The sequence below is a fragment of the Streptomyces sp. SM18 genome (assembly GCF_002910775.2).
GTDB classification, from domain to species: domain Bacteria; phylum Actinomycetota; class Actinomycetes; order Streptomycetales; family Streptomycetaceae; genus Streptomyces; species Streptomyces halstedii.
Window position 1 is genome coordinate 2114294 of sequence record NZ_CP029342.1, and the last position, 18636, is coordinate 2132929.

General features: G+C 73.0%; 20 protein-coding genes. 6 read left to right on the top strand and 14 right to left on the bottom strand.

Annotated elements, in window-relative coordinates; genetic code table 11:
* Positions 1 to 27 precede the first annotated feature (27 nt).
* Positions 28 to 294 carry a protealysin inhibitor emfourin gene (locus B9S64_RS09480; protein ID WP_028439781.1) on the top strand — a complete coding sequence of 89 codons (267 nt, stop codon included), beginning with the start codon at positions 28 to 30 and terminating at the stop codon, positions 292 to 294.
* Between the two features lie 188 nt (positions 295 to 482).
* Here the strand turns inward: B9S64_RS09480 and era are convergent, their stop codons facing one another.
* Positions 483 to 1457: a GTPase Era gene (gene era, locus B9S64_RS09490; protein ID WP_181012181.1), complete on the bottom strand. Its 975-nt coding sequence runs from the start codon at positions 1455 to 1457 to the stop codon at positions 483 to 485.
* Positions 1458 to 1507: 50 nt separating this feature from the next.
* Positions 1508 to 1861, bottom strand: a complete 354-nt coding sequence (locus B9S64_RS09495; protein WP_103489720.1) for a cytidine deaminase — start codon at positions 1859 to 1861, stop codon at positions 1508 to 1510.
* Between the two features lie 193 nt (positions 1862 to 2054).
* Here B9S64_RS09495 and B9S64_RS09500 point away from each other — a divergent pair, with 193 nt between their 5' ends.
* On the top strand, positions 2055 to 3314 hold the full coding sequence (locus B9S64_RS09500; RefSeq protein WP_109492020.1) for a sensor histidine kinase: 1260 nt from the start codon (positions 2055 to 2057) through the stop codon (positions 3312 to 3314).
* Positions 3299 to 3946, top strand: coding sequence for a response regulator transcription factor (locus B9S64_RS09505; protein WP_103488622.1), 648 nt, complete (start codon positions 3299 to 3301; stop codon positions 3944 to 3946). The genes B9S64_RS09500 and B9S64_RS09505 overlap by 16 nt, the downstream gene beginning before the upstream one ends.
* A gap of 52 nt (positions 3947 to 3998) precedes the next feature.
* Here the strand turns inward: B9S64_RS09505 and B9S64_RS09510 are convergent, their stop codons facing one another.
* The 5 genes from B9S64_RS09510 to B9S64_RS09530 all read right to left on the bottom strand — a co-directional run bounded on the left by B9S64_RS09510 (position 3999) and on the right by B9S64_RS09530 (position 8426).
* Complete coding sequence (locus B9S64_RS09510) at positions 3999 to 4352, bottom strand: MmcQ/YjbR family DNA-binding protein (protein WP_028439778.1); 354 nt, start codon at positions 4350 to 4352, stop codon at positions 3999 to 4001.
* Between the two features lie 20 nt (positions 4353 to 4372).
* Positions 4373 to 5671, bottom strand: a complete 1299-nt coding sequence (locus tag B9S64_RS09515) for a hemolysin family protein (protein WP_103488621.1) — start codon at positions 5669 to 5671, stop codon at positions 4373 to 4375.
* Positions 5668 to 6165 carry an rRNA maturation RNase YbeY gene (ybeY, locus tag B9S64_RS09520; protein ID WP_028439776.1) on the bottom strand — a complete coding sequence of 166 codons (498 nt, stop codon included), beginning with the start codon at positions 6163 to 6165 and terminating at the stop codon, positions 5668 to 5670. The genes B9S64_RS09515 and ybeY overlap by 4 nt, the downstream gene beginning before the upstream one ends.
* 12 nt (positions 6166 to 6177) lie before the next feature.
* Positions 6178 to 7197 carry a PhoH family protein gene (locus B9S64_RS09525; protein WP_078551702.1) on the bottom strand — a complete coding sequence of 340 codons (1020 nt, stop codon included), beginning with the start codon at positions 7195 to 7197 and terminating at the stop codon, positions 6178 to 6180.
* A 104-nt stretch (positions 7198 to 7301) separates the two neighbouring features.
* The gene (locus B9S64_RS09530) at positions 7302 to 8426 is read right to left on the bottom strand and encodes a carbohydrate kinase family protein (protein ID WP_103488620.1); all 1125 of its coding nucleotides are present in this window, start codon (positions 8424 to 8426) and stop codon (positions 7302 to 7304) included.
* A gap of 369 nt (positions 8427 to 8795) precedes the next feature.
* Between B9S64_RS09530 and B9S64_RS09535 the strand changes: the two genes are divergently transcribed.
* Positions 8796 to 10127, top strand: coding sequence for an MFS transporter (locus B9S64_RS09535; protein ID WP_103488619.1), 1332 nt, complete (start codon positions 8796 to 8798; stop codon positions 10125 to 10127).
* Here the strand turns inward: B9S64_RS09535 and B9S64_RS09540 are convergent.
* The 7 genes from B9S64_RS09540 to hrcA form a co-directional block, all read right to left on the bottom strand.
* Positions 10112 to 11104 carry an adenosine deaminase gene (locus B9S64_RS09540; protein ID WP_103488618.1) on the bottom strand — a complete coding sequence of 331 codons (993 nt, stop codon included), beginning with the start codon at positions 11102 to 11104 and terminating at the stop codon, positions 10112 to 10114. The two genes, B9S64_RS09535 and B9S64_RS09540, sit on opposite strands and share 16 nt — an antisense overlap.
* 18 nt (positions 11105 to 11122) lie before the next feature.
* Positions 11123 to 12031, bottom strand: a complete 909-nt coding sequence (locus B9S64_RS09545) for a ribonuclease Z (RefSeq protein ID WP_103488617.1) — start codon at positions 12029 to 12031, stop codon at positions 11123 to 11125.
* Between the two features lie 15 nt (positions 12032 to 12046).
* Positions 12047 to 12406 (bottom strand): histidine triad nucleotide-binding protein, encoded by a 360-nt coding sequence (locus B9S64_RS09550; RefSeq protein WP_028439770.1) that lies wholly within the window; start codon positions 12404 to 12406, stop codon positions 12047 to 12049.
* A gap of 297 nt (positions 12407 to 12703) precedes the next feature.
* Entirely contained in the window at positions 12704 to 13447 is a 744-nt protein-coding gene (locus B9S64_RS09555) for a 16S rRNA (uracil(1498)-N(3))-methyltransferase (RefSeq protein WP_103489146.1), read from the bottom strand.
* Positions 13444 to 14520: a nitronate monooxygenase gene (locus tag B9S64_RS09560; protein WP_103489147.1), complete on the bottom strand. Its 1077-nt coding sequence runs from the start codon at positions 14518 to 14520 to the stop codon at positions 13444 to 13446. The genes B9S64_RS09555 and B9S64_RS09560 overlap by 4 nt, the downstream gene beginning before the upstream one ends.
* Before the next feature lie 106 nt (positions 14521 to 14626).
* Entirely contained in the window at positions 14627 to 15766 is a 1140-nt protein-coding gene (dnaJ, locus tag B9S64_RS09565) for a molecular chaperone DnaJ (RefSeq protein ID WP_028439767.1), read from the bottom strand.
* Positions 15767 to 16783, bottom strand: coding sequence for a heat-inducible transcriptional repressor HrcA (gene hrcA / locus B9S64_RS09570; RefSeq protein WP_103489148.1), 1017 nt, complete (start codon positions 16781 to 16783; stop codon positions 15767 to 15769).
* 163 nt (positions 16784 to 16946) lie between these two features.
* Here hrcA and B9S64_RS09575 point away from each other — a divergent pair, with 163 nt between their 5' ends.
* Both B9S64_RS09575 and B9S64_RS09580 read left to right on the top strand, forming a co-directional pair.
* Positions 16947 to 17669 (top strand): MBL fold metallo-hydrolase, encoded by a 723-nt coding sequence (locus B9S64_RS09575; RefSeq protein WP_103489149.1) that lies wholly within the window; start codon positions 16947 to 16949, stop codon positions 17667 to 17669.
* 25 nt (positions 17670 to 17694) lie between these two features.
* A complete protein-coding gene (locus tag B9S64_RS09580; RefSeq protein ID WP_103489150.1) occupies positions 17695 to 18513 on the top strand; it encodes a DUF3097 domain-containing protein in 819 nt (272 codons plus the stop codon).
* Positions 18514 to 18636: the final 123 nt, after the last annotated feature.

Consider the following 18636-nt stretch of genomic DNA (forward strand, 5'->3'; position numbering starts at 1 on the left):
CGGGCGGGTCAGGCAGGAGCCATACGCATGCGCATTCAGGTGAGCCGGACCGGCGGGTTCGCCGGTATCGCCCGGCACGGCGAGATCGACACCGCGGGACGGGCCGACGCCGCGGAGTGGGAGGACCTGGCCCGGTCGGCGGTCGCCGGGAGCGGGGACGGCCCGCCCGCGGGGGTGCCGGACGGTTTCCGGTACCGCATCACGGTCGGCGACCACACCGTCCACTGCGCCGACCCCCGGCTCACCGAGGCACAGCGGAAGCTGATCACCCGCATCCTGAAGGAGGGCGCGTGACCGCGTGACCCTCACGGCACGGCCCGCGCCCGGTGGCCCCCGCCCCGGCGGGCCGCAGGCCGGGACCGGCAGCCGCCCGGGTCCCGGCCCGCGGCCCGCCGGGGCGGGCGGCCGTCACGGGGTGCGGGCCGCCCGTGACGAGGCGCGCGGGGTCTCGCTCAGAAGCGCCTCACTCGGAAGTGCCTCGCTCAGAAGCCCAGCTTCCGCAGCTGCTTGGGGTCGCGCTGCCAGTCCTTGGCGACCTTGACGTGCAGGTCGAGGAAGACAGGCGTACCGAGCAGGGCCTCGATGTGCTTGCGCGACTTTGTCCCGACGTCCTTCAGCCGCTTGCCCTTCGGGCCGATGATGATGCCCTTCTGGCTGGGGCGCTCGATGTAGACGTTCGCGTGGATGTCCAGCAGCGGCTTGTCCGCCGGCCGGTCCTCGCGCGGCAGCATCTCCTCGACGACGACCGCGATCGAGTGCGGCAGCTCGTCCCGTACGCCTTCGAGCGCGGCCTCGCGGATGAGTTCCGCGACCATGACCAGCTCGGGTTCGTCGGTGAGGTCGCCCTCCGGGTAGAGCGGCGGGCTCTCCGGGAGGAGCGGGGCGATCAGATCGGCCAGCAGATCGACCTGGCGGTCCTGGACGGCGGAGACCGGGACGATCTCCCGCCACTCGAAGCCCAGCTCCTCGCCCAGCCGGGAGACGGCGAGCAGCTGTTCGGCGAGGGTCTTGGAGTCCACCAGGTCGGTCTTGGTGATGATCGCGATCTTCGGGGTCTTCTTGATTCCCGCGAGTTCCTTGACGATGAACTTGTCACCGGGGCCGAGCTTCTGGTCGGCCGGCAGGCAGAAGCCGATGACGTCGACCTCGGCCCAGGTGGTCCGTACGACGTCGTTCAGCCGCTCCCCCAGCAGGGTGCGCGGCTTGTGGAGGCCCGGTGTGTCCACCAGGATCAGCTGGGCGTCGGACCGGTGCACGATGCCGCGCACGGTGTGCCGGGTGGTCTGGGGGCGGTTGGAGGTGATCGCCACCTTGCTCCCGACCAGAGCGTTCGTGAGGGTGGACTTGCCCGCGTTGGGACGGCCCACGAAGCAGGCGAAGCCGGCCCGGTGGGGGGCCGTGTTCTCCGCCTGCCGCGCAGCGGCTTCAGTGTTCGGTCGAGCGCTCATGGCGCCCATTCTCCCCGATCCCGGCGGCGCCGGTGCACAGCAGGGCGCCGCCACCGCGGTCAGCCCGCGGACACCGAGGTCCGCGGCGTCCCGTCCGGGCCGGCGAGCAGCACGGGTGTGTCCGGTCCGCCGAGGTCGCGTACGGCGGCGCGGTCCTGGTCGGAGAGGGTGTCGGCCTCGGAGACGACCGCGGCGGCCTCCAGCGAGGTGGCGCCGCCGGCGACCGCCATGGCCACGGCGGTCTGCAGGGCACTGAGCCGCAGCGACTCCAGGGCCACGGTGCCCGCCGCGTAGGTGCGTCCCGTCTCGTCGCGTACGGCGGCGCCCTCGGGCACGGCGTTGCGGGCACGGACGCTGCGTGCCAGCGTGACGATCTTGCGGTCCTCGGGGCCGAGTTCGGTGCTCTCTGTCATGTGCTGAGCATACGAAGCCCGGACGCGCGTTCCCCGCAGGGGCCTCGGCCCACACGGGGGTGGGGCCAGACCCACGTCCGTGCCGATCCGGTACGCACCGGGCTCCGTGCCGTGCAGAGTGGGAGCACGGGCCGGGTCCGCGGGGGAAGAGCGGAAGCGCGGCCGGGTGGCGCGGCGGAGAGGGAGGAAGATCATGCGGGAAGTGGGGTCGTGGGCGGGGCAGGCCTGCGTGGGGTTCGTGCGCGCGTGCGTCGTCGTGGCCGTGGTCATGCTGGTCCCGGCCGTGTGGGTGGCCGCCGCGGCCCTGGGGATCCGGTGGGGGCCGGGCAACCCGTGGTCGTGGGTGGCCCCGGTCGTGCTGGTCTGTGTGGGCACGCTCACCCTGGCCCGCCCGGTCTGCCGGACGGTCCGCTTCCTCCTCGCGCGGTGGACGGACACGGTCGTCCCCGCCGGCTACCGGGAGGCAGGGCCGGTCGTCCAGCTGTCCACCGGCCACTGGTGGAACGGCTACGCCTACGAACGCACCCGCCGTGACGCCCTCCTGGACCAGAAGTGGCGGATCCGGTGGCCCGATCCGGCGAACCGGCGTGATCTGCGGTTCATGGTGATCGCCCCCTTCACGGCGGGCCTGATCGCGGCCGTCCCGCCCGCCGGGCTGGCCGTGGCGGTCCTCGGGTCCGGCCGGTCGTCGCCCGCCGCCTCGGCCGCCGGGGTGCTCGGCCTGGTGGTGGCCGTCGCCACCGCCCCGTACGCCTGGCGCCACGCCGGGCCGGTGGCCGCCCGCCTCCTGCGCCCGTCGCCCGGGATGGCGCTGGCGGACCGGGTGGACGAGCTGACCGCTCAGCGCGCGGACACGACCGTGGCGCAGGCCGCCGAGATCCGCCGCATCGAGCGGGACCTGCACGACGGGGCACAGGCCCGGCTGGTCTCCCTCGGGCTCACCCTGGCGACGGCGGAGAAGCTGATGGAGACCCGCCCCGAGCAGGCCAGGGCGCTGATGCGGGAGGCGCGGACGGGCGCCGCCACCTCACTGACCGAACTCCGTGAACTGGTCCAGGGCATCAACCCGCCGGTGCTGAGCGACCGTGGCCTGGTGGACGCCGTACGCGCCCTGGCCCTGGACAGTCCGCTCCTCGCGACGGTCGAGGCGGACGTCCGGCTGTCCCTGGACCCGCCGATCGAGTCCGCCGTGTACTTCGGGACCGCCGAGCTGCTGACCAACGCGGTCAAGCACGCCCGTGCGACCCGGGCGCGGATCTCCCTCACGGGTGACGGCACGGGTCTCACCGTCGAGGTGGAGGACGACGGCCGGGGCGGAGCGGTCGTGCGCCCCGGCGGCGGACTCGCGGGACTGCGCCGCCGGCTCGCGGTCTTCGACGGGACCCTGGAGGTCGCCAGCCCGGCCGGCGGCCCGACGCGGGCGAGGATCATGGTGCCATGCGCGTCGTCGTAGCCGAAGACCTCTACCTCCTCCGCGACGGCATGGTCCGTCTCGTCGAGGCCTACGGCCACGAGGTGGTGGCGACGGCCTCCACCGGGCCCGAGACGCTCGACGCGCTGCTGACCTGGCGCCCGGACGTCGCCGTCGTGGACGTCCGGATGCCGCCGACCCAGTCGGACGAGGGGCTGCGAGCGGCTGTCGCGGCGCGCGCCGCGCTCCCGGGGCTCCCCGTCCTGATCCTCTCCCAGTACGTCGAACAGCTCTACGCCCGCGAGCTGTTGGCCGACGGCACCGGCGGCATCGGCTACCTGCTCAAGGAGAGCGTCTTCGACGCCGACCAGTTCGTCGACGCCCTGGAGCGCGTGGCCGGCGGCGGGACCGCCATGGATCCGGCCGTCATCGCCAAGCTGCTGTCCGGCGGGTCCTCGCACTCACGGCTCGGCCGGCTCACCGCACGCGAACACTCCGTGCTCGGCCTGATGGCCGAGGGACTGTCCAACCAGGCCATCGGCCGGCGGCTCTTCCTCAGCGAGAGCGCCATCGGCAAACACACCACCTCGCTGTTCGGCAAGCTCGGCATCACCGACGACGGCGACGGCAACCGCCGCGTCCTGGCCGTACTCGCCTATCTGCAGGGTCCCTGACGCGTCCTGGCCGACCGCCGTACCGGGGCGGGGCGTTCCCCGGCAAGGACCGTCACGGCCGGTCGAGGCGGAGGCGCTGGGCCTTCGGGAGACCGGCGACGACCAGGTCGTAACTGTCCTCGATCAGCTCGCGGAGCATCGGCGCCGGGAGTCCGGAGACGGTCACCGTGTTCCAGTGCCGCTTGTTCATGTGCCAGCCGGGGGCGATCGCGGCGTGCTCCGCGCGCAGCCGTACCGCGTCGTCCGGGTCGCACTTGAGGTTGACGGTGTGCGGCCTGGCGTCCAGCGCGCTCAGGGCGAACATCTTCCCCAGGACCTTGAAGACCGAGGCCTCGGGGCCGAAGGGGAACTCCTCGGTGCTCGCGTTGAACTCCAGGCAGAAGGCGCGCAGTTCCCCGGGGGTCATCCCGGGTACCGCTCCGGGTGTCATTCCGCTTCCGCCTCCTCCGGTTCCGCCGCCTCGGGTTCCACGAGCACGGTGACGATCTTGTTCCGGCGGCCGGCGGGTGACTCGGCGGTGAGCCGCACCCTGCGTCCGTCGGGAAGGCCGACGACCGAGGAGGCTCCGGCGATCGGGACCCGGCCGAGCTCCTTCGCGAGCAGTCCGCCGACCGTCTCCACGTCCTCGTCGTCGTACTCGTCGAGGCCGAACAGGTCGCCGAGGTCGCCGAGGTCGAGCCGGGCGGTCACCCGGAAGCAGCCGTCGCCCAGCTCCTGGACCGGCGGGATCTCCCGGTCGTACTCGTCGGTGATCTCACCGACGATCTCCTCCAGGATGTCCTCGATGGTGACGACACCCGCCGTGCCGCCGTACTCGTCGATGACGACGGCGACGTGGCTGCGGTCCTTCTGCATCTCGCGCAGCAGGTCACCGGCGTTCTTGGTGTCGGGGACGAACGCGGCGGGACGCATCGCCGTGGAGACCAGGTTGGCTTCCGCCTCCCGGTTGATGTGCGTCTTGCGGACCAGGTCCTTGAGGTAGACGATGCCGACGATGTCGTCCTCGTTCTCCCCGGTGACCGGGATCCGGGAGAACCCGGAGCGCAGGGCGAGCGTCAGCGCCTGGCGGACCGTCTTGTAGCGCTCGATGCACACCAGGTCCGTGCGCGGCACCATCACCTCGCGCACGAGGGTGTCCCCCAGCTCGAAGACCGAGTGCACCATGCGGCGTTCCTCGTCCTCGATGAGCGACTCCCGCTCGGCGAGGTCGACCATCGCGCGCAGTTCCGCCTCGCTGTCGAAGGGGCCCTTGCGGAAGCCCTTGCCGGGGGTCAGGGCGTTGCCGAGGAGGATCAGCAGTTGCGGGACGGGCCCCATGATCCGGGCCAGCGGCAGCAGGACGTACGCGGACGCCGTCGCCGTGTTGAGCGGGTGCTGGCGGCCGATGGTGCGCGGTGACACCCCGATGGCGACGTAGCTGACGAGGACCATGACGGCCATGGCGACGGCCAGCGCCTGCCAGGTCTCGGTGAACTCCTGGAGGCAGGCGTAGGTGACGAGCACCCCGGCGGCCATCTCGCAGGCGACCCGGACGAGCAGCGCCACGTTGAGGTAGCGGGTGGGGTCGGCGGCGACCTGTTCCAGCTTGGCGCTGCCACGCCGGCCGGCCCGGACCGCCTCGGCGGCCCGGAAGCTCGACGTGCGGGCGATCCCGGCCTCGGCGCAGGCCGCCAGCCAGCCGACGACGACCAGCAGGACGGCGCCGGTGAGGAGGCCGACGCTCACGAGACGGTGGGGGCGGGAGACGGGCCGGTCAGCCCGCGCTCACCACGCCAGCCGTCGACGATCGCCGCCTGGAGACCGAACATCTCGGCCTTCTCGTCCGGCTCCTCGTGGTCGTACCCGAGGAGGTGCAGCACCCCGTGGACGGTGAGGAGCTGGAGTTCCTCGTCCATGGAGTGCCCGGTCGGGGCCTCCTCGCCCTGACGTTTCGCGACCTCCGGGCAGAGCACGATGTCACCGAGGAGCCCCTGCGGGGGCTCCTCGTCGTCCTTGGCCGGCGGACGCAGCTCGTCCATCGGGAAGGACATGACATCGGTGGGACCCGGCAGGTCCATCCACTGGATGTGGAGCTGCTCCATGGCGGCGGAGTCCACCACGATCACCGAGAGCTCGGAGAGCGGGTGGATCCGCATCCGGGCCAGCGCGTAGCGGGCGATGTCGAGGACCGCCTGCTCGTCGACCTCGGTTCCGGACTCGTTGTTGACGTCGATCGACATGGTGCGCTGCGACTACTTCCCGTTGCGGCCGGTCGGGCCCTGTGCGTGGTCGTACTTCTCGTACGCGTCGACGATACGGCCGACGAGCTTGTGCCGGACGACATCCTCGGACGTGAGCCGGGAGAAGTGCACGTCCTCCACGTCCTGGAGGATCTCCTGGACCTGGCGCAGACCGCTCTTGGTGCCGCTCGGCAGGTCGACCTGGGTGACGTCACCGGTGACGACGATCTTGGAGTCGAAGCCGAGGCGGGTGAGGAACATCTTCATCTGCTCGGCGCTGGTGTTCTGCGCCTCGTCGAGGATGATGAACGCGTCGTTCAGGGTACGGCCGCGCATGTACGCCAGGGGCGCCACCTCGATCGTGCCCGCGGCCATCAGCCGGGGGATCGAGTCGGGGTCGAGCATGTCGTGCAGGGCGTCGTAGAGCGGGCGCAGATACGGGTCGATCTTGTCGAAGAGGGTGCCGGGCAGGAAGCCGAGCCGCTCCCCCGCCTCGACCGCCGGGCGGGTCAGGATGATCCGGCTGACCTGCTTGGACTGGAGGGCCTGGACCGCCTTCGCCATGGCGAGGTAGGTCTTCCCGGTGCCCGCCGGGCCGATGCCGAAGACGATCGTGTGGCGGTCGATCGCGTCGACGTACCGCTTCTGGTTGAGCGTCTTGGGGCGGATGGTGCGGCCGCGGCTGGAGAGGATGTTCTGGGTGAGCACCTCGGCGGGGGTCTCGCCGCCGTCACCGCCGTCGCCGTTCGCCCTGAGCATGGCGATCGACCGTTCCACAGCATCCTCCGTCATCGGCAGACCGGTGCGCAGCACCAGCACCATCTCGTCGAAAAGGCGCTGGACCAGGGCGACGTCCGCCGCGTCCCCGGTCGCGCTTATCTCATTGCCCCGGACATGGATATCGACGGCCGGGAACGCCGTTTCGATCACGCGCAGGAGCGAGTCGCCCGATCCGAGCAGCATCACCATGGGGTGTGCGGGCGGGACCGTGATCTGGGCACGCGCCTGAGGCCGTGTGGGTGAGTGAGTCATGGGCCGGCCCTCGGGCCTGCGCATACCTCCCGTTGAGGGGCGTCGCCGGTCGACGTCCACCGGACTACCAGCGTACGTCTCCCCGCCGGTGACGCAGAGGGGATTTACCCCGCCGCCGTCCGGCCCTCGCTGCGGAAGCCGATGGTCGGTACGGCCCGGCGCAGCGGCCACGCCCGCCGGGTGGCGGGCAGCAGGTCCGCCAGGAAGGCGTACCGCTCCAGGGCGGCCGGGTCCTGGCCGGCGCAGGTGCCCACCCGCTGCCACCAGGCGGCGACCTCGGTCCAGCCGGGCGCGGAGAGCGAGCCGCCGAACTCCTGCACCGAGAGCGCGGCGGTCAGCCCGGCGAAGGCGAGCCGGTCGGCCATCGGCCAGCCGGCCAGGGTGCCGGTGACGAATCCGGCGACGAAGACGTCACCGGCGCCGGTGGGGTCCAGGGCCTCGACCTCGATGGCGGGGACCTCGGCGGCGGCGCCGGTCGCCCCGTCCACCGCGTACGCGCCCTCGGCGCCCAGGGTGACGACGGCGAGCGGCACCCGTTCGGCCAGGGCGTGGGCGGCGGCGCGGGGGCAGTCGGTACGGGTGTAGCGCATGGCCTCCTCGGCGTTGGGGAGGAAGGCGAGGCAGTGGCCGAGGTCGGGCAGCGCGTCCAGGTCCCAGCGGCCGGTCTCGTCCCATCCGACGTCGGCGAAGATCATGGCGCCGTTGCGGGCGGCGGCGGCCACCCACGGCTCGCTGCGGCCCGGGGTGAGCGAGGCGACGGCGGCGCGGGCCCGGGGCGGGCAGTGCGGGAAGGGGAGCCCCGGGGGTGTTCCGGCGGCGGGGGGCGGGGCCTCGTGGCCGTGCGAGACCATCGTGCGCTCGCCCTCGTACGCCATGGAGACGGTGACCGGTGAGTGCCAGCCGGGGACGGTGTGCGACATCGACAGGTCGATGCCCTCGCCCTGGGCGAGGGCGTCCCAGCAGTACTCGCCGTAGTGGTCGTCGCCGAACGCGGCGGCCAGCGAGGTGCGCAGCCCGAGCCGGGCCAGCGCGGTGGCCATGTTGGCGACCCCGCCGGGGCTGGAGCCCATGCCCCGGGCCCAGGACTCGGTGCCGCGGACCGGGGCGCTGTCCAGGCCGGTGAAGACGATGTCCAGGAAGACCGTGCCGGTGAGGAAGACGTCGCAGGCGGGGTCCTGCGGGGCGCGCAGCCCGAGCAGCGGGTCGATGCCTGGGTTGTGTGTGCTCACCGTGCGCCTCCCGGCCCCTGACGGATCTGGGCTTGCTGATTTCGGCCAGTGTGCCCGATTCGGGTCTCCGTCCGGGGGGACGGGTGCCGTCGCGGGCGCGGCCGCCCCCACCTGCGTAAACAGGTGCGGCTACCCGGGGGTGACGCGACTAAACGCGATAGTGATTCAGATCACATAAGTCTGTCTTTCCGTTCGCCGCGCGCGCTTGATACAAATTGCCCCGCGAGCACCGTTCGGGACAGTTGACGACGAGTGCCGCGTCTCCCCGCGTTTCCGGCTTTCGCCTCCTTCGCCTCACCCTCCCCCGCCTTTCCCGCTTCACCCTCCCCTGCCCTTTTCCTGCCTTTCGGCATGTCTTCAGGAACGCCCATGTCCCCGCGCCCTCGCGCCGCGTGGCCCCTGGTCGCCGTGTTCACCGCCGGTTACCTCGCCGCCTATCTGCTTCCCACCGTCGTCGGCCGCCTCGACGCCCATCTGGGGCTGACCACCACACAGGCCGGGCTGGTCGGCAGCGCCCTCCTGCTCAGCTCCGCCTGTGCCGGGCTCGCGCTGGCGGGGCGGGTGGAACGGTACGGGGCGCGCCGGCCCGCACGCGTCGGACTGCTGCTGGTGGCGCTGGGCTACGGCTGCGCGTCGCTGACCGCCACGGTGCCGCTGGTCCTCGCCGGTGTGGTGGTCGGGGGCCTCGGCTCCGGTACGGCGACCGCGGTGGCCGTGGCCGGCATCGCCGCGCAGCGCGACCCCCACCGGACCTCGTCGCTGGGGCTGCTGAGTGTCTCCGCGACGGCGGGCGCGCTCTACCTGACGATGCCTCACCTCGGCGGCGGCCACCGGCTCCCCTTCGCCTCCATCGCGCTGGTGGCGCTGCTCGTGTGGCCGGCCACGGCGCGGCTCGACGGTGCCGCGGCCCACGGTGCGGCGACCGTCCCGGTCCGGGGGCGGCTGCCGCACCGGCGGTCGGGTCTGGTGCTGGCGGGCGGCATGCTCGTGTGGTCCATGGCGCAGAACGCGCTGTGGGGCGTGAGCAGCCGCATCGGGGTCGAGCGGGTCGGTCTCTCCGAGGTGACGATCGGCGCGGTGTTCGCCGCCGCGCTCGGCGCCGGACTGCTCGGGGTGGCGGGCGCCGGGGTGCTGGGGGCGCGGCTCGGCCGTGCGGTGCCGATCGGCGTCGGCACGACGGTCATCGCCGGGAGCATCGTGCTCAGTTCGTCGGCCCGTGACCTGGGCGCGTTCGCGACCGGCGAGATCCTGTGGAACACCTTCTACCCGGTGGTCCTGTCGTACCTGATCGGGCTGGCGGCGTCCCTGGACGTACGCGGCCGGTGGGCGGTCCTGGCGGGCTCCGCGGCCTCCGTGGGCACGGCCTGCGGCCCGGTGCTGGGCAGTGTGCTCTCCGAGGAGGTGGGCTACGCGGTGATGGGCCTGATCCTGGGGTCCGCCACGCTGCTGGTGGCCGCCCCGGTCACCGCGGTCGCGCTGCACACCGGCGGCCGCCCGCTGGTCCCCGGTTCGGTACGGCGCAGGGGAGGTGCCCCGGCCGCGTGGCTGGCCGCGACCACCACCGGCCTGCCCGGAGCGGCGCCCGAACTGGGCGCGCCCGAACAGGCCGTGGCGGAGATCAGCGTGCCGGGCCTGCGGCGCAGGCGGCTGGTGCGCAGCGCGTTCCGGACGGCCGGCGGGCCCGGTCAGTCGAACACGTAGGCCTCGACCTCGGCGAGGTAGCGCGCCCTGCGCTCCTCGTCGTGGTCGAGGAAGGCCGCCACGAAGGAGTTGCGGGCCAGGGTGCGCAGCTCCTCGCGGTCCAGACCGAGCGCCTCGTGGACGGCGTGGAAGGTGTCCCCCACGTAGCCGCCGAAGTAGGCGGGGTCGTCGGAGTTGACCGTGCAGAGCAGTCCGGCGTCCATCATGGCCCGCAGCGGGTGCTCCTCCAGGGTGTCGACGGCGCGCAGCCGTACGTTGGACAGCGGGCAGAGCGTGAGCGGCACCCGGTCGGCGGCCAGCCGCGCGACCAGCTCCGGGTCCTCCATGCAGCGCAGCCCGTGGTCGACGCGCTCGACGCCGAGCACGTCCAGGGCCTCACGGATGTAGGCGGGCGGGCCCTCCTCACCGGCGTGGGCGACCTTGCGCAGCCCGAGGGCGCCGGCCGCCTTGTAGACCTCGCGGAATTTGGCGGGCGGGTGACCGGCCTCCGCCGAGTCGAGGCCGACGGCGCTGACGCGGTGCAGGTACGGCTTCGCCGCCTCCAGGGTCGCGAGCGCCGACTCGGCGGACTCGTCGCGCAGGAAGCACATGATCAGCTGGGTGGAGACGCCGTGCGTCTCCTCGCCGCGCTCCAGCGCCCTGCCGAGCCCTTCGATCACGGTGCCGATCGGCACACCGCGGGCGGTGTGGGCCTGCGGGTCGAAGAAGATCTCCGCGTGCCGGACGCCCTGGGCGGCGGCGCGGGCGAGGTAGGCGTCGGCCAGCTCGGTGAAGTCGTCCTCGGTGCGCAGCACCGCCATGAGGGCGTAGTAGAGGTCCAGGAAGCTCTGGAGGTCGTCGAAGAGATAGGCGGTGCGCAGCTCTTCGGTGTCCGCGTAGGGCAGTTCGACGCCGTTGCGGGCGGCGAGGGCGAAGGCCAGCTCGGGTTCGAGGGTCCCTTCGATGTGGAGGTGGAGTTCCGCTTTGGGGAGGTGCACGGTGGTTCTCGTAACTGGTTACTGGTGGCGGGTGGGTACGGGGACCGTGACGAGGTCCTGGGCGATGGTCAGTTCCCCTTCGAACCCGGCCGACCTGGCCTGGAGCTCGAAGAGCTGGGGGTCGTGGTACCGCTGGGAGAAGTGGGTGAGCACGAGGTGCCGCACGCCCGACTCCCTGGCCACCCGGGCCGCCTGTCCGGCGGTGAGGTGGCCGTGGTCGGTGGCGAGCCGGACGTCCTCGTCGAGGAAGGTCGACTCGATGACCAGCATGTCGCATCCCTCGGCGAGGGCGAACGCGCCGTCGCAGAGCCGGGTGTCCATGACGAACGCGAACCGCTGGCCGCGCCGGGGCTCGGAGACCTGGTCGAGCGTGACGCCGCGCAGGATCCCGTCCCGCTGGAGCCGGCCGACGTCGGGCCCGGCGATGCCGTGTCCGGCGAGCTTCGCGGGGAGCATCCGGTGGCGGTCGGGTTCGGTCAGCCGGTAGCCGAAGGACTCGACGGGGTGCGAGAGCCTGCGGCCCTCCAGGGTGTACGCGTCGGTGACGGCGAGAATCCCGTCCTCGGCGACCGGCGCCTCGGTCAGCGCGACGGTCTCGCGGTAGGCGGTGGCGTACCGCAGCCGGTCGAAGAAGCGCTGTCCGCTCGCCGGGAAGTGCGCGGTGACGGGGTGCGGGACCTGGTCCAGGTTGATCCGCTGGATCACCCCGGCCAGGCCCAGCGAGTGGTCGCCGTGGAAGTGCGTGACGCAGATCCGGTCGATGTCGTGGGCGGCGACGCCCGCCCGCAGCATCTGCCGCTGGGTGCCCTCACCGGGGTCGAAGAGGATGCCCTCGCCGTCCCAGCGCAGCAGGTAGCCGTTGTGGTTGCGGCGCCGGGTCGGGACCTGGCTGGCGGTGCCGAGGACGACGAACTCACGTACGGACACGGGTCCGGGGCCGCTCTAGCCGGGGGGCCACTGCATGCCACGTCCGCCCAGGACGTGCGCGTGCGCGTGGAAGACGGTCTGGCCCGCGCCCGAACCGGTGTTGAGGACGATGCGGTAGCCGCTCTCGGTGATCTTCTCGTCGGCGGCCACCAGCCCGGCCTCGCGCAGCACGTCGGCGGCGATGCCCGGTTCGGCCGCGGCGAGGGAGGCGGCGTCCGGGTAGTGCGCCTTGGGGATGACCAGGACGTGGGTGGGGGCCTGGGGGTTTATGTCGCGGAAGGCGACGGTCGTGTCGCTCTCCCGGACGATGGTCGCCGGGATGTCGCCCGTGACGATCTTGCAGAACAGGCAGTCGGTCTGCGGCTCTCCCGCCATGGCCCGGCCTCCTCGGTCGCGTGGGTGAGCGTGCCCCGCCCGGGGCCTCGCTCGGTGGTCGTCTGTGCTCCCGGCATGCTATCCGGCCCGGCGGGCGGCGTGAGCGGTCGCCGGGTCCGGGCCGGCCGGGCCGGGCGGCCCGCGCCGCGGACGACGGGCCGCCGGCCGGTCCGTCCCCGGTGAGCCCCGCCCGCGCGTCGCCGTGTCCGTCATCTCCCTCCGCCGGCAGGCGCGTTCATCTCCCTGCGGCGGTACGCGCGTTCGCGGTCCACGCCGTGAACGGCACCTCCCGGGACGTCAGCCCCAGCGGCCCGTACGTCCCATCAGCAGCGCCGCGGCCGCCGTCCCCGCGGTCGAGGTGCGCAGCACGCTCGGGCCCAGCCGGTACGGGGGCGCCCCGGCGTCGGCGAAGGCGGCGAGCTCCTGCGGGGAGACCCCGCCCTCCGGGCCCACGACGAGCACGATCGAGCCCCGGACGGGGAGTTCGGCGGTGGCCAGCGGGGCGCCGGGGGTGTCCCGGTCCTCGTGCAGGACACCCGCGAAGTCCGCCCCGGCCAGCAGCGCGGCGACCTCCTTGGTCGTCATCACCCCGGACACCTCGGGAAAGCGGACCCGGCGCGACTGCTTGCCCGCCTCGCGTGCGGTGGTGCGCCACTTGGCCAGGGACTTCAGCCCGCGGTCGCCCTTCCACCGTGTGACGCAGCGCGAGGCCTCCCAGGGCACGATCGCGTCCACACCCGTCTCGGTCATGGTCTCGACGGCGACCTCGCCCCGGTCGCCCTTGGGGAGCGCCTGGACGACGGTGATCCGGGGAGCGGGCGCGGGTTCCTCGCACACCGTCCCGAGGGCGACGACGAGCCGGTCCTTGCCCTCGGCCGCGCGGACGACGCCGTCCGCCCAGTGGCCGCGCCCGTCGGTGAGGACGACGTCCTCCCCCGCCGTCAGCCGCTTCACCGAGACGGCGTGCCGCCCCTCGGGCCCGTCCAGCACGAACTCCGGCCCGCCGGGCAGGTTGTCGACGACGAAGACCGGTGCTGTCACCGGGTGCTCCTCCCACTCACTGCCGCGCGCGCGGCATCCGTCTCGGCGGCGAGCAGTTCCACGAGTTCTCCGGCGGGCAGCTCGCGTGCCATCCGGTGGCCCTGGCCCGCCCACAGCGCCATGCCCTGGGCGTCCCCGGCCTGGGCGGCGGCCTTGCGCAGCCCACTGGTCAGCTGGTGCACCTGGGGGTAGGCGGCGGGGGCGTAGGGCCCGTGCTCCCGTACGAAGCGGTTGACCAGCCCCCGGGCGGGGCGCCCGGAGAAGGCCCGGGTCAGGGTCGTCGTGACGAAGAGCGGGTTGGTCAGGGCCTGTTTGTGCAGCCGGTGGGCCCCCGACTCGGGGCAGGCGAGGAACGCCGTCCCGAGCTGCCCGGCGTCGGCGCCCGCCGCCAGGACCGAGGCGATCTGGGAGCCGCGCATCAGCCCGCCCGCCGCGACGATCGGCAGCTGGACGCTCTCGCGGACCTCGGCGAGGAGGGCGAGGAGCCCGGTGCCCCCGAGCCCCGCCTGCGGGTCGTCGCGGTGCGTGGACTGGTGGCCGCCCGCCTCGACGCCCTGGACACAGACCGCGTGGGCGCCCGCCCACTGCGCGTTCCGCGCCTCCTGGGCGGAGGTGACCGTCACGACGGTGAACGTACCGGCCGCGGCGAACGCGTCGAGGACCTCGCGGCTCGGGCAGCCGAAGGTGAAGGACACCACGGGGACCGGGTCGTCCAGCAGGGTCGCGACCTTGGCCTCGTAGCCGTCGTCGCCACCGTCCGCGTCCGGGTCGCCGAGCGGGGTCTCGTACCAGGCGGCCTCGCCCGCCAGCTGGTGGCGGTAGACCTCGACGGCACCGGTGTCCGCGAGCTGGGGCTGCGGCATGAAGAGGTTGACGCCGAACGGCTGGGCGGTCAGGGCGCGCAGTTGTTTGATCTCGTGGTACATCCCGTCCGCCGTCTTGTATCCGGCGGCGAGGAACCCGAGCCCCCCGGCCTCGGCGACGGCGGCGGCCAGGGGCGGACCGGAGGCCCCGCCGGCCATCGGGGCCTGTACGACGGGATACCGGCTCAGATCGGTCAGCGCCAAGGACATGACGGCATCGTGCCATGCCCCGCCCCGCGAGGTCTCCCGGCCGTACGCCGCCCCGCCCGCCGGATACCGGGCGGGAGGACGGCGCGGGGCGGGAACGCCCGTGGGTTCAGCGGCCGTTGAAGGCGTCCTTCAGCCGGGAGAACAAACCCTGCTGTCCCGGCTGGAACTGGCCGGTGGGCCGCTCCTCGCCGCGCAGCTTGGACAGCTCCCGCAGCAGCCGCTCCTGCTCGGGGTCGAGCTTCATCGGGGTGGTCACCTCGACGTGCACGATCAGATCGCCGCGTCCGCCGCCGCGCAGGTGCGTGATGCCCCGCCCGTGCAGCGGGACCGACTGGCCGGACTGGGTGCCCGGCCGGATGTCGATCTCCTCCAGGCCGTCCAAGGTCTCCAGCGGCACCTGGGTGCCGAGGGCCGCGGCGGTCATCGGGATGGTGACCGTGCAGTGCAGGTCGTCGCCGCGCCGCTGGAACACCGCGTGCGACAGTTCGTGGATCTCGACGTACAGATCACCGGCGGGACCGCCGCCGGGGCCGACCTCGCCCTCACCCGCGAGCTGGATGCGGGTGCCGTTGTCCACCCCCGCCGGGATCTTCACGGTCAGCGTGCGCCGCGAGCGGATGCGGCCGTCACCGGCGCACTCCGGGCAGGGGGTCGGCACGACCGTGCCGAAGCCCTGGCACTGCGGGCAGGGGCGCGAGGTCATGACCTGGCCGAGGAAGGACCGGGTGACCTGGGAGACCTCACCGCGGCCACGGCACATGTCACAGGTCTGCGCGGAGGTGCCGGGGGCGGCGCCCTCGCCGCTGCACGTCGTACAGACGACCGCCGTGTCCACCTGGATGTCCTTGGTGGTGCCGAAGGCCGCTTCGTTGAGGTCGATCTCCAGCCGGATCATCGCGTCCTGGCCGCGCCGGGTCCGCGAACGGGGCCCGCGCTGGGCCGCGTTGCCGAAGAAGGCGTCCATGATGTCGCTGAAGTTGCCGAAGCCGCCGGCTCCGAAACCACCCGCGCCACCGCCGCCGCCCGAGGCGGACAGCGGGTCACCGCCGAGGTCGTAGACCTGCTTCTTCTGCGGGTCCGACAGCACCTCGTAGGCGGCGTTGATCTCCTTGAACCGCTCCTGGGTCTTCGGATCGGGGTTGACATCCGGGTGCAGCTCGCGCGCGAGCCTGCGGAATGCCTTCTTGATCTCGTCCTGAGACGCGTCGCGGCGCACGCCGAGTACGGCGTAGTAGTCCGTGGCCACTTACGACTCCGCCAGGATCTGTCCGACGTAACGTGCCACTGCGCGTACCGCTCCCATCGTTCCGGGGTAGTCCATGCGGGTCGGTCCGACCACGCCGAGTTTGGCGACTGCCTCGTCGCCCGAACCGTAGCCGACCGCGACGACGGACGTGGCGTTGAGGCCCTCGTGGGCGTTCTCGTGCCCGATCCGTACGGTCATGCCTGAGTCCGTGGCCTCACCGAGCAGCTTCAGCAGCACGACCTGCTCCTCCAGTGCCTCCAGCACCGGCCGGATCATCACAGGGAAGTCGTGCCCGAAGCGGGTGAGGTTGGAGGTGCCGCCGATGATCAGCCGCTCCTCCGTCTCTTCGACCAGAGTTTCGAGAAGGACGGACAGGACCGTGGAGACGGTCGCCCGGTCCTCGCTCTCGAAGGACTCCGGAAGGTCCTGCACCAGCTGCGGGACGTCCGCGAACCGGCGCCCGACGACCCGGCTGTTGAGCCGGGCGCGCAGGTCCGCCAGAGCGGTGTCACCGAACGGAGCAGGGCAGTCGATCATACGCTGTTCGACCCGGCCCGTGTCCGTGATCAGGACGAGCATCAGCCGGGCGGGGGCCAGGGACAGCAACTCCACGTGCCGCACCGTCGAACGGGTCAGCGAGGGGTACTGCACGACGGCGACCTGCCGGGTCAGCTGCGCGAGCAGCCGGACCGTACGGCCGACGACGTCGTCGAGGTCGACCGCGCCGTCGAGGAAGTTCTGGATGGCGCGGCGCTCCGGCGACGACAGGGGCTTGACGCCCGCGAGCTTGTCGACGAAGAGGCGGTACCCGCGGTCCGTGGGGATGCGCCCCGCACTGGTGTGCGGCTGGGCGATGAAGCCCTCGTCCTCCAGCACCGCCATGTCGTTGCGGACGGTGGCCGGGGAGACCCCCAGGTTGTGCCGCTCCGTGAGCGCCTTCGAGCCGACGGGCTCCTCGGTGCCGACATAGTCCTGGACGATGGCGCGCAGCACTTCGAGTCTGCGTTCGCTGAGCATCGCGCACACCTCCAGCGGTGGTTCTCGGTCCCTGCCTGGCACTCTGTCCGTTCGAGTGCCAGCAATCCCCCGGCCAGTGTACGGGGGCGGGGTGGGCCCGGGGCAAGGGCGACCGGCCACACCGTCGCGGGACGGCGCGGGTCGTTGCCGATAGCGTCGCCGTATGGACGTCGCTTGGGAAGACTTCGGCTGGGAGCGGTTGGGCAACGGTACGGGCCGCCGGCGCCTTCCCGGCTGGGACGCGACCGTCGCCCTGGTGGCCGGGGCCGACGCCGCCCTGCTCTACGACACCGGCTCCTCGCTCCGGGAGGGCGCCGAGCTGCGGGCCCAGGCCGAGGGCCTGCTCGGCCGGAGGGTGACGCATATCGCACTGAGCCACCCGCACTTCGACCATGTGCTGGGCACCGCCGCGTTCGCCGGGGCCGAGGTCTACGGCGCGGTGGGCACGGCGGACCTGCTGTCCCGGGGCGCCGCGGAGCTGCGCGCCGACGCCCTGCGCCACGGGATGGACGAACACGACGCCACCTCGGCGACGGACGCCCTGGTGGCCCCGGCGCACCAGGTGAGCGGCGAGTGGACGCTCGACCTCGGCGGCGGTCTCCAGGTGCTGCTGGCCAACGTGGGCCCCGGCCACAGCCGCCACGACCTGGCGGTCCTGGTGCCCGGCTCACCCGTGGTGGTGCTCTGCGGTGATCTGGTCGAGGAGTCGGGCGAACCGCAGGCGGGCCCCGACGCCGTACCCGCCCGCTGGCCGGCCGCGCTGGACCGGCTGCTGGAGCTCGGCGGCGAGGACGCGCTGTACGTCCCGGGGCACGGGGCGGTGGTGGACGCGGCGTTCGTACGGGCGCAGCGGGTCCGGCTGGCGGCCCGCTTCGGCGTGTCGTGAACGGGCCCCGGCCTATCGTCGGTCCATGCGCAGCTATCAGCCGGACCTGACCCCGCCGTGGAAGAGGTCCGCCCCCGTCCCCGAGGTCCCCGCCGAACCCGATCTGGTGGTGGAAGAGGTGTCCACCGGCTTCTGCGGTGCGGTGATCCGGTGCGAGAAGACGGCCCAGGGGCCCGCGGTCACCCTGGAGGACCGTTTCGGCAAGCACCGGGTGTTCCCGATGGAGCCGCGCGGCTTCCTGCTGGAGGGCACGGTGGTCACGCTGGTCCGCCCCTCGGCGGGCGGCCCGGCCCGTCCGGCCCGTACGGCGTCGGGGTCGGTGGCGGTGCCGGGGGCGCGGGCGCGGGTGGCCCGCGCGGGCCGGATCTACGTGGAGGGGCGGCACGACGCCGAACTGGTGGAGCGGGTCTGGGGCGACGACCTGCGGATCGAGGGCGTGGTGGTGGAGTACCTGGAGGGCGTGGACGACCTTCCGGCCGTCGTCCGCGACTTCGCCCCCGGGCCGGACGCCCGGCTGGGGGTGCTGGTCGACCATCTGGTGCCGGGTTCCAAGGAGTCCCGGATCGCCGCCCAGGTCACGGACGCGCACGTGCTCGTGGTGGGGCATCCGTACATCGACGTCTGGGAGGCCGTGAAGCCGTCGTCGGTCGGAATCCGGGCGTGGCCGTCGGTTCCGCGCGGCCAGGACTGGAAGACCGGGGTGTGCGAGGCCCTGGGCTGGCCGGAGAACACCGGCGCGGCCTGGCAGCACATCCTGTCGCGGGTGCACTCGTACAAGGACCTGGAACCCGCGCTGCTGGGGCGCGTGGAGGAACTGATCGACTTCGTGACGCTTCCGGCCTGAGGGGGCTTTGCGTGACGCTTCGGGCCGCTTGAGGGGCTGTCCGCCCCGAGGCCGGGGCGCGGAAGTCCGGGGTGCCGGCGGCCGGGGCGCGTCCGTTCGCGCGGGGGCGCGTGTGATGCGCCC